The organism is Escherichia sp. MOD1-EC5495, assembly GCF_002965965.1.
GTDB lineage: Bacteria > Pseudomonadota > Gammaproteobacteria > Enterobacterales > Enterobacteriaceae > Escherichia > Escherichia ruysiae.
On sequence record NZ_PTRI01000010.1, the window covers coordinates 113,876 to 131,940 of the forward strand.

At 52.2% G+C, this 18,065-nt stretch carries 18 protein-coding genes; 13 read left to right on the forward strand and 5 right to left on the reverse strand.

Translation table 11 applies throughout. The features are described from left to right. The first annotated feature begins 36 nt into the window (after positions 1-36). From damX to BEG40_RS10270, 13 genes are all read left to right on the forward strand, one after another. Positions 37-1,335 carry a cell division protein DamX gene (damX, locus tag BEG40_RS10210; RefSeq protein WP_000343127.1) on the forward strand — a complete coding sequence of 433 codons (1,299 nt, stop codon included), beginning with the start codon at positions 37-39 and terminating at the stop codon, positions 1,333-1,335. Between the two features lie 106 nt (positions 1,336-1,441). Then, complete coding sequence (gene dam, locus BEG40_RS10215) at positions 1,442-2,278, forward strand: adenine-specific DNA-methyltransferase (RefSeq protein WP_000742146.1); 837 nt, start codon at positions 1,442-1,444, stop codon at positions 2,276-2,278. 17 nt (positions 2,279-2,295) lie between these two features. Continuing rightward, entirely contained in the window at positions 2,296-2,973 is a 678-nt protein-coding gene (gene rpe / locus BEG40_RS10220) for a ribulose-phosphate 3-epimerase (RefSeq protein WP_000816280.1), read from the forward strand. Then, a complete protein-coding gene (gph, locus tag BEG40_RS10225) occupies positions 2,966-3,724 on the forward strand; it encodes a phosphoglycolate phosphatase (RefSeq protein WP_105285358.1) in 759 nt (252 codons plus the stop codon). The genes rpe and gph overlap by 8 nt, the downstream gene beginning before the upstream one ends. Beyond that, positions 3,717-4,721, forward strand: coding sequence for a tryptophan--tRNA ligase (gene trpS, locus BEG40_RS10230; RefSeq protein ID WP_000165546.1), 1,005 nt, complete (start codon positions 3,717-3,719; stop codon positions 4,719-4,721). Before gph ends, trpS begins: the two co-directional genes overlap by 8 nt. Before the next feature lie 161 nt (positions 4,722-4,882). Beyond that, a complete protein-coding gene (gene yhfZ / locus BEG40_RS10235; RefSeq protein ID WP_001254801.1) occupies positions 4,883-5,788 on the forward strand; it encodes a GntR family transcriptional regulator YhfZ in 906 nt (301 codons plus the stop codon). 16 nt (positions 5,789-5,804) lie between these two features. Further along, positions 5,805-6,167 (forward strand): hypothetical protein, encoded by a 363-nt coding sequence (locus BEG40_RS10240; protein WP_016159525.1) that lies wholly within the window; start codon positions 5,805-5,807, stop codon positions 6,165-6,167. A gap of 83 nt (positions 6,168-6,250) precedes the next feature. Next, complete coding sequence (locus tag BEG40_RS10245) at positions 6,251-7,414, forward strand: YhfX family PLP-dependent enzyme (protein ID WP_105285359.1); 1,164 nt, start codon at positions 6,251-6,253, stop codon at positions 7,412-7,414. Beyond that, on the forward strand, positions 7,414-8,640 hold the full coding sequence (locus tag BEG40_RS10250) for a phosphopentomutase (protein ID WP_105285360.1): 1,227 nt from the start codon (positions 7,414-7,416) through the stop codon (positions 8,638-8,640). Before BEG40_RS10245 ends, BEG40_RS10250 begins: the two co-directional genes overlap by 1 nt. Then, a complete protein-coding gene (locus BEG40_RS10255; RefSeq protein WP_000006975.1) occupies positions 8,637-9,515 on the forward strand; it encodes a phosphotriesterase-related protein in 879 nt (292 codons plus the stop codon). The genes BEG40_RS10250 and BEG40_RS10255 overlap by 4 nt, the downstream gene beginning before the upstream one ends. A 10-nt stretch (positions 9,516-9,525) precedes the next feature. Then, positions 9,526-9,879 (forward strand): DUF2620 domain-containing protein, encoded by a 354-nt coding sequence (locus BEG40_RS10260; RefSeq protein ID WP_010349555.1) that lies wholly within the window; start codon positions 9,526-9,528, stop codon positions 9,877-9,879. An 11-nt stretch (positions 9,880-9,890) separates the two neighbouring features. After that, a complete protein-coding gene (locus BEG40_RS10265) occupies positions 9,891-11,195 on the forward strand; it encodes a YhfT family protein (protein ID WP_000366859.1) in 1,305 nt (434 codons plus the stop codon). 11 nt (positions 11,196-11,206) lie between these two features. After that, positions 11,207-12,292, forward strand: coding sequence for an aminotransferase class I/II-fold pyridoxal phosphate-dependent enzyme (locus BEG40_RS10270; protein ID WP_105285361.1), 1,086 nt, complete (start codon positions 11,207-11,209; stop codon positions 12,290-12,292). A 107-nt stretch (positions 12,293-12,399) separates the two neighbouring features. Here BEG40_RS10270 and BEG40_RS10275 read toward each other — a convergent pair whose 3' ends face one another. The 5 genes from BEG40_RS10275 to nirB all read right to left on the reverse strand — a co-directional run bounded on the left by BEG40_RS10275 (position 12,400) and on the right by nirB (position 18,036). Next, positions 12,400-12,567 carry a YhfL family protein gene (locus BEG40_RS10275; RefSeq protein WP_001031838.1) on the reverse strand — a complete coding sequence of 56 codons (168 nt, stop codon included), beginning with the start codon at positions 12,565-12,567 and terminating at the stop codon, positions 12,400-12,402. A 278-nt stretch (positions 12,568-12,845) separates the two neighbouring features. Continuing rightward, positions 12,846-14,219, reverse strand: coding sequence for a siroheme synthase CysG (cysG, locus tag BEG40_RS10280; RefSeq protein WP_105285362.1), 1,374 nt, complete (start codon positions 14,217-14,219; stop codon positions 12,846-12,848). An 18-nt stretch (positions 14,220-14,237) separates the two neighbouring features. Next, positions 14,238-15,044: a nitrite transporter NirC gene (nirC, locus tag BEG40_RS10285; protein ID WP_000493550.1), complete on the reverse strand. Its 807-nt coding sequence runs from the start codon at positions 15,042-15,044 to the stop codon at positions 14,238-14,240. A 125-nt stretch (positions 15,045-15,169) separates the two neighbouring features. Further along, positions 15,170-15,496 (reverse strand): nitrite reductase small subunit NirD, encoded by a 327-nt coding sequence (nirD, locus tag BEG40_RS10290; RefSeq protein WP_000084764.1) that lies wholly within the window; start codon positions 15,494-15,496, stop codon positions 15,170-15,172. Further along, positions 15,493-18,036 (reverse strand): NADPH-nitrite reductase large subunit, encoded by a 2,544-nt coding sequence (gene nirB, locus BEG40_RS10295; RefSeq protein WP_000049233.1) that lies wholly within the window; start codon positions 18,034-18,036, stop codon positions 15,493-15,495. The genes nirD and nirB overlap by 4 nt, the downstream gene beginning before the upstream one ends. Between the last annotated feature and the right edge of the window lie 29 nt (positions 18,037-18,065).

Consider the following 18,065-nt stretch of genomic DNA (forward strand, 5'->3'; position numbering starts at 1 on the left):
AACGTAGTAAGCATTAACCTTTTAGTGGGGTGTTAAATGGATGAATTCAAACCAGAAGACGAGCTGAAACCCGATCCCAGCGATCGTCGTACTGGTCGTTCTCGTCAACCTTCTGAGCGTTCAGAACGTACTGAACGTGGCGAACCGCAGATCAATTTTGATGATATCGAACTTGATGAAACTGACGATCGCCGTCCGACTCGTGCGCAAAAAGAGCGCAATGAGGAACCGGAAATCGAAGAAGAAATTGATGATTCCGAAGATGAAGCTGTGGATGACGAGCGCGTAGAGCGTCGTCCGCGTAAGCGCAAAAAAGCAGCCAGCAAACCGGCTTCTCGTCAGTATATGATGATGGGCGTCGGTATTCTGGTTCTGCTGCTGTTGATCATCGGTATCGGTTCTGCGCTAAAAGCCCCCTCGACCTCTTCCAGCGATCAAACCGCGTCTGGCGAGAAGAGTATTGATCTTGCTGGCAATGCGGCCGATCAGGCGAATGGTGTGCAACCAGCGCCGGGAACCACGTCTGCGGAAAATACCCAGCAGGATGTTTCTCTGCCGCCGATTTCTTCTACGCCGACTCAGGGGCAAACCCCGGCGGCAACGGATGGTCAACAACGTGTTGAAGTGCAGGGTGACCTGAATAACGCGCTGACCCAGCCGCAAAATCAGCAACAGCTGAACAATGTGGCGGTGAACTCTACGCTGCCGACTGAACCCGCGACTGTAGCGCCAGTTCGTAATGGCAACGCATCGCGTGATACGGCGAAAGCGCAAACCGCTGAACGTCCGACCACCACGCGTCCAGCACGTCAGCAGGCGGTGATTGAGCCGAAAAAACCACAAGCAACTGTGAAAACGGAACCGAAGCCGGTAGCACAGACGCCGAAACGTACTGAACCGGCTGCACCTGTGGCGAGCACGAAGGCACCGGCTGCGACTTCTACGCCAGCCGCAACGCCAGCACCAAAAGAGACGGCGACTACGGCTCCAGTACAGACGGCATCCCCGGCGCAAACCACGGCAACACCAGCCGCTGGAGCGAAGACCGCAGGTAATGTTGGTTCGTTGAAATCGGCACCGTCCAGCCATTACACTCTGCAGCTGAGCAGTTCTTCTAACTACGACAACCTGAACGGTTGGGCGAAGAAAGAGAATCTGAAAAACTACGTTGTCTATGAAACGACGCGTAATGGTCAGCCGTGGTATGTACTGGTTTCTGGCGTGTACGCTTCGAAAGAAGAAGCGAAAAAAGCGGTATCTACATTGCCAGCCGATGTTCAGGCCAAAAACCCGTGGGCGAAACCGCTGCGTCAGGTACAGGCCGATCTGAAGTAATCAAGGTTATCTCCCGCAATGGTTTATCGTTGCGGGAGTTGCCTGAAGCGCTGGATGCTGTCGGAGCTTTCTCCACAGCCGGAGAAGGTGTAATTAGTTAGTCAGCATGAAGAAAAATCGCGCTTTTTTGAAGTGGGCAGGGGGCAAATATCCCCTGCTTGATGATATTAAACGGCATTTGCCTAAGGGTGAATGTCTGGTTGAACCTTTTGTGGGTGCCGGGTCGGTGTTTCTCAACACCGACTTTTCTCGTTATATCCTTGCCGATATCAATAGCGACCTGATCAGTCTCTACAACATTGTGAAGATGCGTACTGATGAGTACGTGCAGGCTGCCCGCGAGCTGTTTGTTCCTGAGACAAATTGCGCCGAGGTTTACTATCAGTTCCGCGAAGAGTTCAATAAAAGCCAGGATCCGTTCCGCCGGGCGGTACTGTTTTTATATTTGAACCGCTACGGTTACAACGGTCTGTGTCGTTACAATCTGCGCGGCGAGTTTAACGTGCCGTTTGGTCGCTACAAAAAACCCTATTTCCCGGAAGCTGAGTTGTATCACTTTGCTGAAAAAGCGCAGAATGCCTTTTTCTATTGTGAGTCTTACGCCGATAGCATGGCGCGCGCAGATGATGCATCCGTCGTCTATTGCGATCCGCCTTATGCACCGCTATCTGCGACCGCCAACTTTACGGCGTATCACACAAACAGTTTTACGCTTGAACAACAAGCGCATCTGGCGGAGATCGCCGAAGGTCTGGTTAACCGTCAGATCCCGGTACTGATTTCTAACCATGATACGGCGCTAACGCGCGAGTGGTATCAGCGCGCAAAATTGCATGTCGTCAAAGTTCGACGCAGTATAAGCAGCAACGGCGGCACACGTAAAAAGGTGGACGAACTGCTGGCTTTGTACAAACCAGGAGTCGTTTCACCCGCAAAAAAATAATTCTCAAGGAGAAGCGGATGAAACAGTATTTGATTGCCCCCTCAATTCTGTCGGCTGATTTTGCCCGCCTGGGTGAAGATACCGCAAAGGCCCTGGCAGCTGGCGCTGATGTCGTGCATTTTGACGTCATGGATAACCACTATGTTCCCAACCTGACGATTGGACCAATGGTGCTGAAATCCTTGCGTAATTACGGCATTACCGCCCCTATCGACGTACATCTGATGGTGAAACCAGTTGATCGCATTGTGCCGGATTTCGCTGCCGCAGGTGCTAGCATCATTACCTTTCATCCTGAAGCCTCCGAGCATGTTGACCGCACGCTGCAACTGATTAAAGAAAATGGCTGTAAAGCGGGGCTGGTATTTAACCCGGCAACACCGCTGAGCTATCTGGATTACGTGATGGACAAACTGGATGTGATCCTGCTGATGTCCGTCAATCCTGGTTTCGGCGGTCAGTCTTTCATTCCTCAAACACTGGATAAACTGCGCGAAGTACGTCGTCGTATCGACGAGTCTGGCTTCGACATTCGACTGGAAGTGGACGGTGGCGTGAAGGTGAACAACATTGGCGAAATCGCTGCGGCGGGCGCGGATATGTTTGTCGCTGGCTCCGCTATTTTCGACCAGCCAGACTATAAAAAAGTCATTGATGAAATGCGCAGTGAACTGGCAAAGGTAAGTCATGAATAAGTTTGAAGATATTCGCGGCGTTGCCTTCGATCTCGACGGTACGTTGGTTGACAGTGCTCCCGGTCTGGCTGCTGCGGTAGATATGGCGCTGTATGCGCTGGAGTTGCCCGTTGCAGGCGAAGAACGTGTTATTACCTGGATTGGTAATGGCGCAGATGTGCTGATGGAGCGGGCATTGACCTGGGCGCGTCAGGAACGTGCGACACTGCGTAAAACGATGGGTAAACCGCCCGTTGATGACGACATTCCGGCAGAAGAGCAAGTACGTATTCTGCGTAAACTGTTCGATCGCTACTATGGCGAGGTTGCCGAAGAGGGGACGTTTTTGTTCCCACACGTTGCCGATACGTTGGGCGCGTTGCAGGCTAAAGGCCTGCCGCTAGGCCTGGTTACCAACAAACCGACGCCGTTCGTCGCGCCGCTGCTCGAAGCCTTAGATATTGCCAAATACTTTAGCGTGGTTATCGGCGGCGATGATGTGCAAAACAAAAAACCGCATCCGGACCCGCTGCTACTGGTGGCTGAACGGATGGGTATTTTCCCGCAACAGATGCTGTTTGTCGGCGACTCTCGCAATGATATTCAGGCAGCAAAAGCAGCCGGTTGCCCTTCAGTTGGCTTAACCTACGGATATAACTACGGCGAGGCTATCGATCTCAGCCAGCCTGATGTAATTTATCACTCTATAAATGACCTTCTGCCCGCATTAGGGCTTCCGCAAAGCGAAAATCAGGAATCGAAAAATGACTAAGCCCATCGTTTTTAGTGGCGCACAGCCTTCAGGTGAATTGACCATTGGTAACTACATGGGTGCGCTGCGTCAGTGGGTAAACATGCAGGATGATTACCATTGTATTTACTGCATCGTTGACCAACACGCTATCACCGTGCGCCAGGATGCGCAGAAGCTGCGTAAAGCGACGCTGGATACGCTGGCGTTGTACCTGGCTTGCGGTATCGATCCTGAGAAAAGCACTATTTTTGTTCAGTCCCACGTGCCGGAACATGCGCAGTTAGGCTGGGCACTGAACTGCTATACCTACTTCGGCGAACTGAGCCGCATGACGCAGTTTAAAGATAAATCTGCGCGTTATGCCGAGAACATTAACGCTGGTCTGTTTGACTATCCGGTGCTGATGGCTGCGGACATCCTGCTGTATCAAACCAATCTGGTGCCGGTCGGCGAAGACCAGAAACAGCACCTGGAACTGAGCCGCGATATCGCCCAGCGTTTCAACGCGCTGTATGGCGATATCTTTAAAGTACCGGAGCCGTTTATTCCGAAATCTGGCGCGCGCGTAATGTCGCTGCTGGAGCCGACCAAGAAGATGTCCAAGTCTGACGATAACCGCAATAACGTTATCGGTCTGCTGGAAGATCCGAAATCGGTAGTGAAGAAAATCAAACGTGCGGTCACTGACTCCGACGAGCCGCCGGTAGTTCGCTACGACGTGCAGAACAAGGCGGGCGTTTCTAACCTGCTGGATATCCTTTCTGCGGTAACGGGTCAAAGCATCCCGGAACTGGAAAAACAGTTCGAAGGCAAGATGTATGGTCACCTGAAAGGCGAAGTAGCTGAAGCGGTTTCCGGTATGCTGACTGAATTGCAGGAACGTTATCACCGTTTCCGCAACGATGAAGCCTTCCTGCAACAGGTGATGAAAGACGGCGCAGAAAAAGCCAGCGCACACGCTTCCCGTACACTGAAAGCGGTTTACGAAGCGATTGGTTTTGTGGCGAAGCCGTAATTCACTATTGATACCAAAAACCGGGGAAACCCGGTTTTTTTACGTCCTTATTTGCAATAACCCCAAAAAATGTGAAGCATCTCGCCGTTTCCACATCTCTTTGTTGCGCCTTATCTTCATTTTCATGAAGATATAAATATTCATTTTATTGAAAATTTATTATGCGTCGAACGTTTATCAAAAAAGAAGGCGTCGTCATCACGACGCTGGCTCGTTATTTGTTAGGTGAAAAGTGTGGTAATCGCCTGAAAACTATAGATGAACTGGCAACTGAATGCCGTTCGTCCGTCGGCCTGACGCAGGCCGCGTTAAAAAATCTGGAGTCAAGCGGCGCGATTCGGATTGAACGTCGCGGGCGCAATGGCAGTTATCTGGTAGAGATGGATAACAAAGCACTGTTGACCCATGTTGATATCAATAATGTGGTATGTGCGATGCCCTTGCCCTATACCCGCTTGTACGAAGGTTTAGCGAGCGGGTTAAAAGCTCAGTTTGATGGCATTCCTTTTTACTATGCGCATATGCGTGGTGCGGATATTCGCGTGGAGTGTTTGCTTAACGGTGTCTATGACATGGCCGTAGTTTCGCGACTGGCGGCGGAAAGTTATCTCACGCAAAAAGGCTTATGTCTTGCGCTGGAGTTGGGGCCGCATACCTACGTTGGCGAGCACCAGTTGATTTGCCGTAAAGGGGAGTCAGGTAACGTGAAGCGCGTGGGGCTGGATAACCGTTCGGCAGATCAGAAGATCATGACCGATGTCTTTTTTGGCAGTAGCGATGTGGAGCGAGTCGATCTCTCTTATCACGAGAGTTTACAACGCATTGTTAAAGGCGATGTCGATGCGGTTATCTGGAATGTGGTAGCGGAAAGCGAACTGGCCATGCAGGGATTAGAAGCGACGCCGCTAACAGACGATCCGCGATTTTTACAGGCTACTGAAGCCGTGGTTTTGACGCGAGCCGATGATTACCCGATGCAACAATTGCTGCGTGCGGTTGTTGATAAAAACGCCCTGCTTGCCCATCAACAGCGAGTGGTCAGTGGGGAACAGGAACCCAGTTATTAAACGAAAGGCATCTAAAATGGAAACCAGACTCAACCTGCTTTGCGATGCAGGGGTCATCGATAAGGACATCTGCAAAGGCATGATGCAGGTCGTCAAAGTACTGGAAACAGAATGCCATCTACCAGTGCGCAGTGAGCAAGGAACGATGGCAATGATACATATGGCGAGTGCGCTGATGCGCAGTCGTCGCGGCGAACAGATCCAGCCACTGGATGACGAATTGCTGGCTGAACTGGCGCAATGTAGCCACTGGCCAGCGATCATGCAGTTGCACCAGGTATTATTGCAGAGATTCGCGCTGGAAGTTAACCCGTGTGAAGAAGGCTATTTGCTGGCCAACCTTTATGGATTATGGATGGCCGCTAACGAAGAGGTCTGAAGCCCACAACAAATCCACGTCGCATAACTTAAATATTCAAAAAAATGAATATTTGATTCAAGGAACAGAAGTGAGGCAACAAGATGTTTGTAGAAGCATTGAAACGCCAGAACCCGGCACTGATTTCTGCCGCACTAAACCTGTGGCAGCAGGGCAAGATAGCCCCGGACAGTTGGGTTGTCGACGTGGATCAGGTACTGGAAAACGGTAAGCGGCTGATTGAGACGGCGCGGCTTTACGGTATTGAGCTGTATCTGATGACCAAACAGTTCGGTCGCAATCCGTGGCTGGCGGAAAAACTGCTGGCGCTGGGCTACAGCGGCATTGTGGCGGTGGATTACAAAGAGGCGCGAGTGATGCGCCGCGCAGGTTTGCCGGTGGCGCATCAGGGGCATCTGGTACAAATCCCTTGTCACGAGGTCGCTGATGCCGTTGAACAGGGCACCGACGTCATCACCGTGTTTACCCTTACCAAAGCGCAGGAGGTTTCTGCGGCAGCGGTGAAAGCGGGGCGGATTCAGTCTGTGCTGCTCAAAGTTTATAGCGACGATGATTTTCTCTATCCGGGGCAGGAGAGCGGTTTTGTACAGCATTCGCTGCACGAGGTGGTTGCTGAAATTAAGAAACTGCCGGGGCTGCATTTAGCCGGACTAACCCATTTCCCTTGCCTGCTTTGGGATGAGGCTGCCGGGAAAGTTTTGCCGACACCGAATCTTCACACGCTGATACAGGCACGGGATCAACTGGCGAAATCTGGTATTGCGATTGAGCAACTGAACGCGCCTTCAGCGACCAGCTGCACTTCGCTGCCATTACTGGCGGAATACGGTGTGACTCATGCCGAACCCGGTCATGCACTGACGGGGACGATTCCGGTAAACCAGCAGGGAGACCAGCCTGAACGTATCGCGATGCTTTGGCTGAGCGAAATTTCCCATCACTTCCGTGGCGACAGCTACTGCTACGGCGGCGGTTATTACCGTCGTGGTCATGCGCAACATGCGCTGGTGTTTACGCCAGAGAATCAAAGCGTGACTGAAACATATCTCAAAGCCGTGGATGACAGCAGTATCGACTACACCCTGCCGCTGGCAGGTGAGCATCCGGTAAGCAGTGCAGTGGTGCTCTGTTTTCGCACGCAGATTTTTGTCACCCGTAGCGATGTGGTGCTGGTGTCTGGTATTCAGCGTGGCGCGGCAGAGATTGTGGGTCGTTATGACAGCCTCGGCAACCCTCTGGAGGCGTAATGGCGCGATTTGTGGTGTTAGTGATTGATAGCTTTGGCGTAGGGGCAATGAAAGATGTCACGTTGGTGCGTCCGCAGGATGCCGGGGCAAATACCTGTGGTCACATCCTGAGCCAGTTGCCGCATTTGCAGCTACCAATGCTGGAGAAAATGGGGCTAATCAACGCATTAGGTTATGCGCCTGGAGATATGCAGCCGTCAGACTCCGCAACCTGGGGCGTGGCAGAGCTGCAACATGAAGGTGGCGATACCTTTATGGGGCATCAGGAAATTTTAGGCACGCGCCCGTTACCGCCGCTGCGGATGCCCTTTCGCGATGTGATTGACCGTGTTGAGCAGGCATTAGTTTCCGCAGGCTGGCAGGTGGAGCGCCGTGGCGATGATCTGCAATTTCTGTGGGTCAATCAGGCGGTTGCGATTGGCGATAATCTCGAGGCGGATTTAGGCCAGGTCTATAACATCACCGCCAACCTCTCTGTGATCTCTTTTGACGACGCAATCAAAATTGGTCGTATCGTGCGTGAGCAGGTACAGGTCGGTCGGGTCATTACATTTGGCGGCCTGTTAACCGACAGTCAACGCATTATCGATGCCGCAGAAAGCAAAGAAGGGCGCTTTATTGGTATCAATGCGCCGCGCTCTGGCGCTTATGACAACGGCTTCCAGGTCGTGCATATGGGCTACGGCGTCGATGAGAAAGTACAAGTGCCGCAAAAACTGTATGAAGCGGGCGTGCCAACCGTGCTGGTGGGTAAGGTGGCAGATATCGTCAGCAATCCTTATGGCGTGAGCTGGCAAAACCTGGTGGATAGCCAGCGGATTATGGATATCACCCTCGACGAATTTAACACGCATCCGACGGCGTTTATTTGCATCAATATCCAGGAAACCGACCTCGCTGGTCATGCAGAAGACGTCGCACGTTATGCCGAACGTTTGCAGGTCGTTGACCGTAACCTTGCCCGGCTTGTTGAGGCGATGCAGCCAGATGATTGCCTGGTCGTAATGGCGGATCACGGTAACGATCCGACCATTGGTCACAGCCACCATACCCGTGAAGTGGTGCCAGTGCTGGTTTATCAGCAAGGGCTGGTCCACACGCAACTCGGTGTGCGCACCACGCTTTCTGATGTGGGGGCTACCGTGTGTGAATTTTTCCGTGCGCCACCGCCACAAAATGGTCGCTCTTTTCTTTCCTCCCTCCAGTTTGCAGGAGACACCCTATGAGTTTTGATCCGACGGGTTACACCCTGGCCCATGAGCATCTGCATATTGATCTCTCCGGCTTTAAAAACAACCTGGATTGCCGCCTTGATCAGTATGGGTTCATTTGTCAGGAGATGAACGACCTGATGGCGCAAGGTGTGCGTAATGTGATTGAGATGACCAACCGTTACATGGGGCGCAATGCGCAATTTATGCTCGATGTAATGCGCGAGACGGGGATCAACGTGGTGGCCTGTACCGGTTATTACCAGGACGCGTTTTTCCCGCAACATGTGGCGACCCGCAGCGTGCAGGAACTGGCGCAGGAGATGGTCGATGAAATTGAGCAGGGTATCGATGGCACGGAGCTGAAAGCCGGGATCATCGCGGAGATTGGTTCCAGCGAAGGAAAGATTACGCTGCTGGAAGAGAAAGTGTTTATTGCTGCCGCGTTGGCACATAACCAGACCGGATGCCCGATCTCCACGCATACGTCATTTAGCACGATGGGGCTGGAACAACTGGCTCTGCTGCAAGCCCACGGAGTTGATCTTTCGCGCGTTACTGTCGGGCACTGCGATCTGAAAGACAACCTCGACAATATTTTGAAGATGATCGAACTCGGCGCGTATGTGCAGTTCGACACCATTGGCAAGAACAGTTACTACCCGGACGAAAAGCGCATTGCGATGCTTCATGCACTACGCGACCGTGGATTACTGAACCGCGTCATGCTGTCGATGGATATTACGCGTCGCTCCCATTTAAAAGCCAACGGTGGTTATGGCTATGACTATTTATTTACCACCTTTATTCCACAACTGCGCCAGTCAGGATTCAGCCAGGCCGATGTGGATGTGATGTTACGTGAAAATCCCTCTCAATTTTTCCAATAAGGACAGACTCATGAAAAAGATTGGCGTTGCAGGCTTACAGCGTGAGCAGATTAAAAAAACCATTGAAACGACGGCTCCAGGCTGTTTTGAAGTTTTCATTCACAACGACATGGAAGCGGCAATGAAAGTGAAATCCGGGCAACTGGATTACTACATTGGCGCGTGTAATACCGGTGCGGGTGCGGCATTGTCGATTGCCATTGCGGTGATTGGTTATAACAAAAGCTGCACTATTGCCAAGCCGGGCATCAAAGCGAAAGACGAGCATATCGCCAAAATGATCGCCGAAGGGAAAGTGGCGTTTGGGCTTTCCGTTGAGCACGTTGAACACGCGATTCCGATGCTGATTAACCATCTGAAATAAAAGGCACGACTATGGATCTGTATATTCAGATTATCGTGGTGGCGTGCCTGACCGGTATGACATCGCTTCTGGCGCATCGCTCGGCGGCCGTTTTTCATGACGGTATCCGCCCGATCCTGCCGCAACTGATTGAAGGTTATATGAACCGTCGCGAGGCGGGGAGTATCGCTTTCGGTCTGAGCATTGGTTTTGTGGCCTCGGTGGGGATCTCTTTTACCCTGAAAACCGGGCTGCTAAACGCATGGCTGCTTTTTCTTCCTACCGATATCCTCGGCGTACTGGCGATAAACAGCCTGATGGCGTTTGGTCTTGGCGCGATCTGGGGCGTACTGATCCTCACCTGCCTGTTGCCGGTAAACCAGCTGCTGACCGCACTGCCGGTGGATGTATTAGGCAGTCTGGGGGAATTAAGCTCGCCGGTGGTTTCAGCTTTTGCACTGTTCCCTCTGGTGGCGATTTTCTACCAGTTTGGCTGGAAGCAAAGCCTGATCGCCGCCGTGGTTGTGCTGATGACCCGTGTGGTGGTAGTGCGCTATTTCCCGCATCTCAATCCGGAATCCATCGAAATCTTTATTGGCATGGTGATGCTGCTGGGGATCGCGATAACTCACGACCTGCGTCATCGTGATGAAAATGACATCGATGCCAGCGGGCTTTCGGTGTTTGAAGAACGCACGTCGCGGATTATCAAAAACTTACCGTATATCGCCATCGTGGGAGCATTGATTGCTGCCGTTGCCAGCATGAAGATTTTTGCTGGTAGCGAAGTTTCGATCTTCACACTGGAGAAAGCATATTCCGCAGGCGTAACGCCGGAACAATCGCAAACGCTGATCAACCAGGCGGCTCTGGCAGAATTTATGCGCGGACTGGGGTTTGTGCCGTTGATTGCCACCACGGCGTTAGCCACTGGCGTGTATGCAGTTGCGGGCTTTACCTTTGTTTATGCGGTGGGCTATCTCTCGCCGAATCCGATGATTGCGGCGGTATTAGGCGCAGTGGTTATTTCGGCGGAAGTCCTGTTACTTCGTTCGATCGGCAAATGGCTGGGACGCTACCCGTCAGTGCGTAATGCGTCGGATAACATCCGTAACGCCATGAATATGCTGATGGAAGTGGCGCTGCTGGTCGGTTCGATTTTCGCAGCAATTAAGATGGCGGGTTATACCGGATTCTCTATCGCGGTTGCCATTTACTTCCTCAACGAATCCCTGGGCCGTCCGGTACAGAAAATGGCGGCACCGGTCGTGGCAGTAATGATCACCGGTATTCTGCTGAATGTTCTTTACTGGCTTGGTCTGTTCGTTCCGGCTTAAGGAAGGCACCTATGAAGACGTTTCCTCTGCAAAGCCTGACGCTTAATGAAGCGCAGCAAAAGCAGTTTGCGCTGGTGGATAGCATTTGTCGCCATTTCCCCGGCAGCGAGTTTCTTACTGGCGGTGATTTAGGGTTAACGCCGGGGCTGAATCAACCTCGCATTACCCAGCGTGTGGAACAGGTGCTGGCTGATGCGTTTCACGCACAGGCTGCGGCGCTGGTACAGGGCGCGGGGACTGGAGCGATCCGTGCGGCGTTGGCGGCTTTGCTCAAACCGGGGCAGCGTCTTCTGGTGCATGATGCGCCTGTTTACCCGACGACTCAGGTCATTATTGAGCAGATGGGGCTGACGCTTATTACAGCTGATTTCAATAACCTGTCGGCACTGAATCAGGTCGTCGAAGAGCAACAACCTGATGTGGCGCTGGTGCAGCATACGCGCCAGCAGCCGCAGGATCGCTACATTCTGGCGGATGTGCTGGCAACGTTGCGCTCGGCTGGCGTTCCTGCGTTAACCGATGATAACTATGCGGTAATGAAGGTAGCGCGAATCGGGTGCGAATGCGGGGCGAATGTCTCGACATTTTCCTGCTTCAAGCTGTTTGGGCCAGAGGGTGTTGGCGCGGTGGTAGGCGATGCCGACGTTATTAACCGTATTCGCGCCACGCTTTACTCCGGTGGCAGCCAGATTCAGGGCGCTCAGGCGCTGGAAGTCTTGCGTGGGCTGGTTTTCGCGCCGGTGATGCATGCGGTGCAGGCGGGGGTATCTGAACGGTTGCTGGCTTTACTTAACGGCGGCGCGGTGCCGGAAGTTAAAAGTGCCGTCATTGCCAATGCGCAGTCGAAAGTGTTGATTGTGGAGTTTCATCAGCCAATTGCCACCAGAGTGCTGGAAGAAGCGCAGAAACGCGGTGCGTTGCCTTACCCGGTGGGCGCGGAGTCGAAATATGAGATCCCGCCGCTCTTTTATCGCCTTTCCGGAACGTTTCGCCAGGCGAATCCGCAATTAGAACATTGTGCGATTCGCATTAATCCGAATCGTAGTGGTGAAGAGACGGTGCTGCGGATTTTGCGTGAGAGTATTGCCAGCGTTTAATGTTGTGAACGATATTTTCAAAGGCAAGGTAAAAACAAATACGCCCTCTGATGAAAACAGAGGGCGTCAGACAATTAAACCGGTATTAACCGATTTATGTTAAGAGATTACTGTGCAGTCGGACCGCAGCCACCAATGATTTTAGAAATAGAAATTGCCGGGTGCAGCAGGTAATCGTAAGAGCAGTTCTTGTCACGGTTTTCAATATGACCAGTACATGCAGTTAATGTAGCCAGTACTGCACCTACCAGTGTTACTTTAATAAATTTATTCATTTTCATTCCCTATGTAAAATATATCGAGTAATATTCATTAATTATGTGAATATAAGCAAGCTGCTCGTTAGAAACAATACAGGAATATCTATTACACGTCAGTGTGTGGACTATTAATATTTCGATTATATTTGTAAGCCACTGTAACTGTGGGTAGTTGTTAAAAAACAAATTGGTTAAAAAGTTGTTTTATGTCTGCTGAAGATAAAAATTAATATGATGATTATTGTGAATAAAAAAGGTCGGAAATATCCGACCTTGATTAAAATTTTATTTAATTAATGGTTTGAGAACCAGTTTAATTTGTCGCGCAGACCAACGACCCGGCCAATAATAATCAAAGACGGACTGTTCATTTGCTGCGCCAACTCGCCCAACTGTGCGAGCGTACCGTCAATCACGCGTTGCGTTACTGCCGTACCGTTTTCGACAATCGCCACTGGCATTTCGCCTGGCATTCCGTATTCAATCAATTTTTGCTGAATAGTCGCAGCCTGATTCAGCCCCATATAGAACACCAGCGTCTGTTTTTCTGCTGCCAGGTTTTCCCAGTCCAGCTCACCACCGGTTTTTAAGTGTCCGGTAATTAAGCGTACGCTCTGAGCATAATCGCGATGCGTAAGTGGAATACCCGAATAGGCAGAGCAACCGGAAGCTGCGGTAATACCCGGAACCACCGAGAACGGAATGCCCGCGTTGCACAGTGTTTCCAGCTCTTCGCCACCACGTCCGAAAATAAACGGATCGCCGCCTTTCAGACGCACCACGCGTTTGCCTTTTTGCGCTTCCCGCAACAGGATCTGGTTAATCTCTTCTTGCGGTACGCAGTGGTATCCCGCGCGTTTGCCGACAAAAACGCGATCAGCATCGCGGCGTACCAGATTCATAATATCGTCAGAAACCAGACGGTCGTAGACCACCACATCAGCCTGCTGAATTTGTTGCAGACCTTTCAGCGTCAGTAGCCCGGCATCGCCAGGACCGGCGCCAACCAGCACCACTTCACCGCGATGGTCGAGCGGCTCGTTGATTAACTGTTCGGTCGTTTCAGTAATGGCTTTCTGATCGTTATTTGCCAGCGACTGGGCCAGGCGGTCGTTAACGAACAATTTTTCCCAGAAACGGCGACGCTCGCCCATCGTGGCGAACTTTTGTTTTACCCGACCGCGTAACTGCCCGGCATATTTCGCTACCTGGCCCAGATGCAACGGCAGCAGTGATTCGAGTTTTTCACGCAGCAGGCGCGCCAGAACCGGAGATGTGCCGCCAGAGGAGACCGCTACCATTAGCGGTGAGCGGTCAATAATCGACGGCATAATGAAGCTGGCGGCTTTCGGCGCATCGACCACGTTACAGAAGATGCGGCGAGATTCAGCGGCTTCGCTGACGCGCTGGTTAAGCGCGTCATCATCCGTCGCGGCAATCGCCAGCCAGCAGGTGTCGAGAAGGCTTTCATCAAATGGCCCTTCGACGAGGGTTAACATGCCTGCATCTGCCCATGCGGTGAACTGTGGAATAAACGCCAATGCATTCACCGTTAAGCGAGCGCCTGCGTCTAACAGCAACCTTGCTTTGCGTTCCGCAACATCACCACCGCCGACAATCAGACAGTCGCGATCGCGTAATTGGCAAAATATAGGCAAATGATCCACGTAAAAACCCCTTACTGATTAACCTGCAGCCGTTTCAGTTTGATTAAATTTGTCCGCAACCGGACGATTCGCTTTCGGCGTAGCATACCAATAACCCAATCCCATGAATACGGCGCCCGATAAAGTATTACCCAGCGTCACCCACAGCAGGTTATGACCAATACCCGCCAGCGTGTAGGCTTCGCTGTGGTTGCCGAACCAGGAGAGCGCGAACAGCGTCATGTTAGCGATGGAGTGCTCATAGCCGGACGCGATAAATGCCAGCAGACACCACCAGATAGCGATAAATTTCGCCGCCCCTTCAGTGCGCAGCGCCATCCAGATTGCCAGGCAAACCAGCCAGTTACACAATGCACCTTTGAAGAACAGTACCATTGCCGGTGCAGTGGTTTTTGCCAGCGCGACGGAGTGAACGATGCTGGTATCTACCGGCAGCAGGCTACCGCCGCCCCAGCTATAAAGCATGGCAACGAAGACGGAACCGACCAGGTTACCCAGCCAGGTTTGCGGCAGGATTGCCCACATTTGCCCGTGGCTGATAGTGCCCGCTTTCACCCCAAAGGTGAGGAACATGGTGTGTCCGGTGAACAGTTCAGAACCGGCGATAATCACCAGCGTTAAGGCGATACCAAAGGTCGCGCCCATCACCAGAGGACGTATGGACGGATCGAGCAAATTACCGAGCGTGAAAATCAGGATGATCCCAAGACCCACATACGCGCCCGCCATTGCGGAGCTGACCCAGAAGCCGAGCGGGTTATTTGCCGACAGGCGTGCAATGCGCGCAGCGTTAGCCGCACACTTATTAATAGTGTCTGTAAACATTTGATTATCCTTTAAAAAATAAAAACAAAAAATAAAACAAAAAGTTTAAAAAATGTCCTGCAATATACCGAAGGTTATTACAGGACCATGCAAAAAGGGGAGGCATTGCGCCTCCCGTTAAAACATTAACCGCGCAGTTGTACCACGCCGTCTTTCACTCGCGCTTCGTAATGCTTGACGGAAAACTGTTCGTCTTCCATGCACAAACCGTCGCTTAAGCGAAAACGCTGTTTTTTCAGTGGACTGGCAACCCACAGCTCGCCCTGGTGTTCCGCAATCAGCCCGCGTGACAGCACGCTGGATTCGAAGAACGGATCGATGTTGCTGATCGCAAACACCTGGTCGCTGTGATACGGGCGGAAAATGGCTACCTGCTCGTCACCTAACAGCGCGCAGACGCCGGTTTCAGGCAGGATGTCATCGATTTTGCAGATGTCTTTCCACTGGCTCATGCGTTGTCCTCCACCAGAGTTACCGGGATACGTTCATACGGCGTTGCCGGACGGTGCTGTTCGCGCTCTGGCACCATCTGCACGTTCGGGTCACGCTTATCGCTGTTGATGAAGTGTTTGAAGCGAGTCTGCGCAGACGGCGTATTGACCGTTTCAGTCCACTCACACACTACCGCTTCACGCAGGCGCGCCATCTCTTCTTCCAGATGTGCATTCAGCCCCAGTTTGTCGTCAATGATCACCGCTTTCAGGTAATCAATACCGCCTTCGAGGTTTTCTAACCACGGCGCGGTACGCGTCAGTTTGTCGGCGGTGCGGATGTAGAACATCATGAAACGGTCGAGATATTTGATCAGCGTTTCGCGATCGATATCCGCCGCCAGCAGATCCGCATGACGCGGTTTCATGCCGCCGTTACCGCAAACATACAGGTTCCAGCCTTTTTCGGTGGCGATAATACCCACGTCTTTACCCTGAGCTTCTGAACATTCACGGGTACAGCCGGAGACACCGAACTTCATTTTGTGCGGCGTACGGATGCCTTTGTAGCGGTTTTCCAGTTCCACGCCGAGACCCACGCTGTCGCCAACGCCGTAGCGGCACCAGGTGCTACCCACGCAGGTTTTCGCCATACGCAGTGCTTTCGCATAGGCATGACCGGTTTCGAAGCCTGCTTCAATCAGCTGACGCCAGATCTCCGGCAGATCGTCTTTCTGTGCGCCAAACATTGCCAGACGCTGGGAGCCGGTGATTTTGGTGTAGAGATTAAATTCACGCGCGATACGACCCACTGCCATCAGTCCTTCCGGGGTGATTTCACCGCCCGGAGATCGCGGGATCACCGAGTAGGTGCCGTCTTTCTGGATGTTAGCGAGGAAATTGTCGTTAGAATCCTGCAGCGGAGTATGTTCCGGCTTCAGAATGTATTCGTTCCAGCAGGAGGCCAGCAGCGAGCCTACGGTCGGTTTACAAACTTCACAACCGTAGCCTTTGCCGTGTTTCGCCAGCAGTTCTTCGAAGGTTTTAATGCCTTCAACGCGGATCAAATGGAACAGTTCCTGACGCGAATAAGCAAAGTGTTCGCACAGGTTGTTGTTAACTTCGATACCCTGTTTCGCCAGTTCCGCATTCAGTACCTGAGTGACCAGTGGGATACAGCCGCCGCAGCCAGTACCGGCTTTGGTTTCGGCTTTCAGCGCCGCAACGGTGTGGCAGCCTTTGTTGATAGCAGCAATCAGGTCGCCTTTGGTGACGTCGAAGCAGGAGCAGATTTGTGCGCTGTCCGGCAGTTTATCTACACCGATAGATGGCTTACCGCTACCGGAGTGCGCTGGCAGGATCAGGGAATCCGGGTTTTCTGGCAGTTCGATAGCGTTCAGCACCAGTTGCAGCAGGTTGCCGTAATCGCTGGTATCGCCCACCAGTACCGCACCGAGCAGGGTTTTGTTGTCTTCGCTGACAACCAGGCGTTTGTAGATCTCTTTGCTTTCGTCGAGGTAAACATAGCTACGCGCGCCTGGTGTACGACCATGCGCATCGCCAATACCGCCAACGTCCACGCCCAGCAGTTTCAGCTTGGCGCTAAGGTCAGCGCCTTCAAAGGCGTTTTCGCTACCGAGAATGTGGTCAACGGCGACCTGCGCCATTTTGTAGCCTGGTGCTACCAGACCAAATACACGGTTGTTCCAGCTTGCGCATTCACCGATGGCGTATATATCCGGATCGGAAGTCTGGCAGGAATCATTGATTACGATACCCCCACGCGGAGCAACGTCCAGACCACACTGGGTTGCCAGCTTATCGCGCGGACGGATACCGGTAGAGAAGACGATAAAGTCAACTTCCAGCTCGCTACCGTCGGCAAAACGCATAGTTTTACGCGCTTCAACACCTTCCTGCACAATCTCAAGGGTATTTTTGCTGGTGTGAACGCGTACGCCCATGCTTTCGATTTTGCGACGTAGCTGCTCGCCGCCCATCTGATCAAGCTGTTCCGCCATTAGCATCGGGGCAAATTCGATAACGTGGGTTTCAATGCCTAAGTTTTTCAGTGCGCCAGCGGCTTCCAGACCTAACAGGCCTCCGCCAACAACGGCACCGCGCTTGCTGCGACGGGCGCAGGATTCAATGGCGTTGAGGTCTTCAATGGTGCGATAAACAAAGCAGTCCTGAGTATCAGAACCTTTGATCGGCGGGATCCACGGGTAGGAACCGGTCGCCATGATCAGCTTGTCATAATAAACGGTACGCCCGGCGCTGGAGTGGATCACCTTTTCCTGACGGTTGATGGTGATAGCGCGTTCGCCGACCAGAACTTTGATGCCGTGTTTCTCGTAAAAGCCTTCGCGCACCAGCGACAGCTCTTCGGCGGTGTGGTGAGAGAAGTAAGACGAGAGGTGTACGCGGTCATAAGCGATGCGCGGTTCTTCACAGAAAACGGTAATATCAAAGTTGGCCGCATCAGATTTATCAAGAAGATCTTCGATAAAGCGATGGCCGACCATACCGTTACCGATAATTGCGAGTCTGACTTTGCTCATTTTTGCCTCGATTTCTTTTCTATTACCGC

What these genes read in the sequence shown, in the direction of transcription:
- damX (WP_000343127.1), top strand. Translation starts at nt 37, where the DNA reads ATGGATGAATTCAAACCAGAAGACGAGCTGAAACCCGATCCCAGCGAT.
- dam (WP_000742146.1), top strand. Translation starts at nt 1,442, where the DNA reads ATGAAGAAAAATCGCGCTTTTTTGAAGTGGGCAGGGGGCAAATATCCC.
- rpe (WP_000816280.1), top strand. Translation starts at nt 2,296, where the DNA reads ATGAAACAGTATTTGATTGCCCCCTCAATTCTGTCGGCTGATTTTGCC.
- gph (WP_105285358.1), top strand. Translation starts at nt 2,966, where the DNA reads ATGAATAAGTTTGAAGATATTCGCGGCGTTGCCTTCGATCTCGACGGT.
- trpS (WP_000165546.1), top strand. Translation starts at nt 3,717, where the DNA reads ATGACTAAGCCCATCGTTTTTAGTGGCGCACAGCCTTCAGGTGAATTG.
- yhfZ (WP_001254801.1), top strand. Translation starts at nt 4,883, where the DNA reads ATGCGTCGAACGTTTATCAAAAAAGAAGGCGTCGTCATCACGACGCTG.
- BEG40_RS10240 (WP_016159525.1), top strand. Translation starts at nt 5,805, where the DNA reads ATGGAAACCAGACTCAACCTGCTTTGCGATGCAGGGGTCATCGATAAG.
- BEG40_RS10245 (WP_105285359.1), top strand. Translation starts at nt 6,251, where the DNA reads ATGTTTGTAGAAGCATTGAAACGCCAGAACCCGGCACTGATTTCTGCC.
- BEG40_RS10250 (WP_105285360.1), top strand. Translation starts at nt 7,414, where the DNA reads ATGGCGCGATTTGTGGTGTTAGTGATTGATAGCTTTGGCGTAGGGGCA.
- BEG40_RS10255 (WP_000006975.1), top strand. Translation starts at nt 8,637, where the DNA reads ATGAGTTTTGATCCGACGGGTTACACCCTGGCCCATGAGCATCTGCAT.
- BEG40_RS10260 (WP_010349555.1), top strand. Translation starts at nt 9,526, where the DNA reads ATGAAAAAGATTGGCGTTGCAGGCTTACAGCGTGAGCAGATTAAAAAA.
- BEG40_RS10265 (WP_000366859.1), top strand. Translation starts at nt 9,891, where the DNA reads ATGGATCTGTATATTCAGATTATCGTGGTGGCGTGCCTGACCGGTATG.
- BEG40_RS10270 (WP_105285361.1), top strand. Translation starts at nt 11,207, where the DNA reads ATGAAGACGTTTCCTCTGCAAAGCCTGACGCTTAATGAAGCGCAGCAA.
- BEG40_RS10275 (WP_001031838.1), bottom strand. Translation starts at nt 12,567, where the DNA reads ATGAATAAATTTATTAAAGTAACACTGGTAGGTGCAGTACTGGCTACA.
- nirC (WP_000493550.1), bottom strand. Translation starts at nt 15,044, where the DNA reads ATGTTTACAGACACTATTAATAAGTGTGCGGCTAACGCTGCGCGCATT.
- nirD (WP_000084764.1), bottom strand. Translation starts at nt 15,496, where the DNA reads ATGAGCCAGTGGAAAGACATCTGCAAAATCGATGACATCCTGCCTGAA.
- nirB (WP_000049233.1), bottom strand. Translation starts at nt 18,036, where the DNA reads ATGAGCAAAGTCAGACTCGCAATTATCGGTAACGGTATGGTCGGCCAT.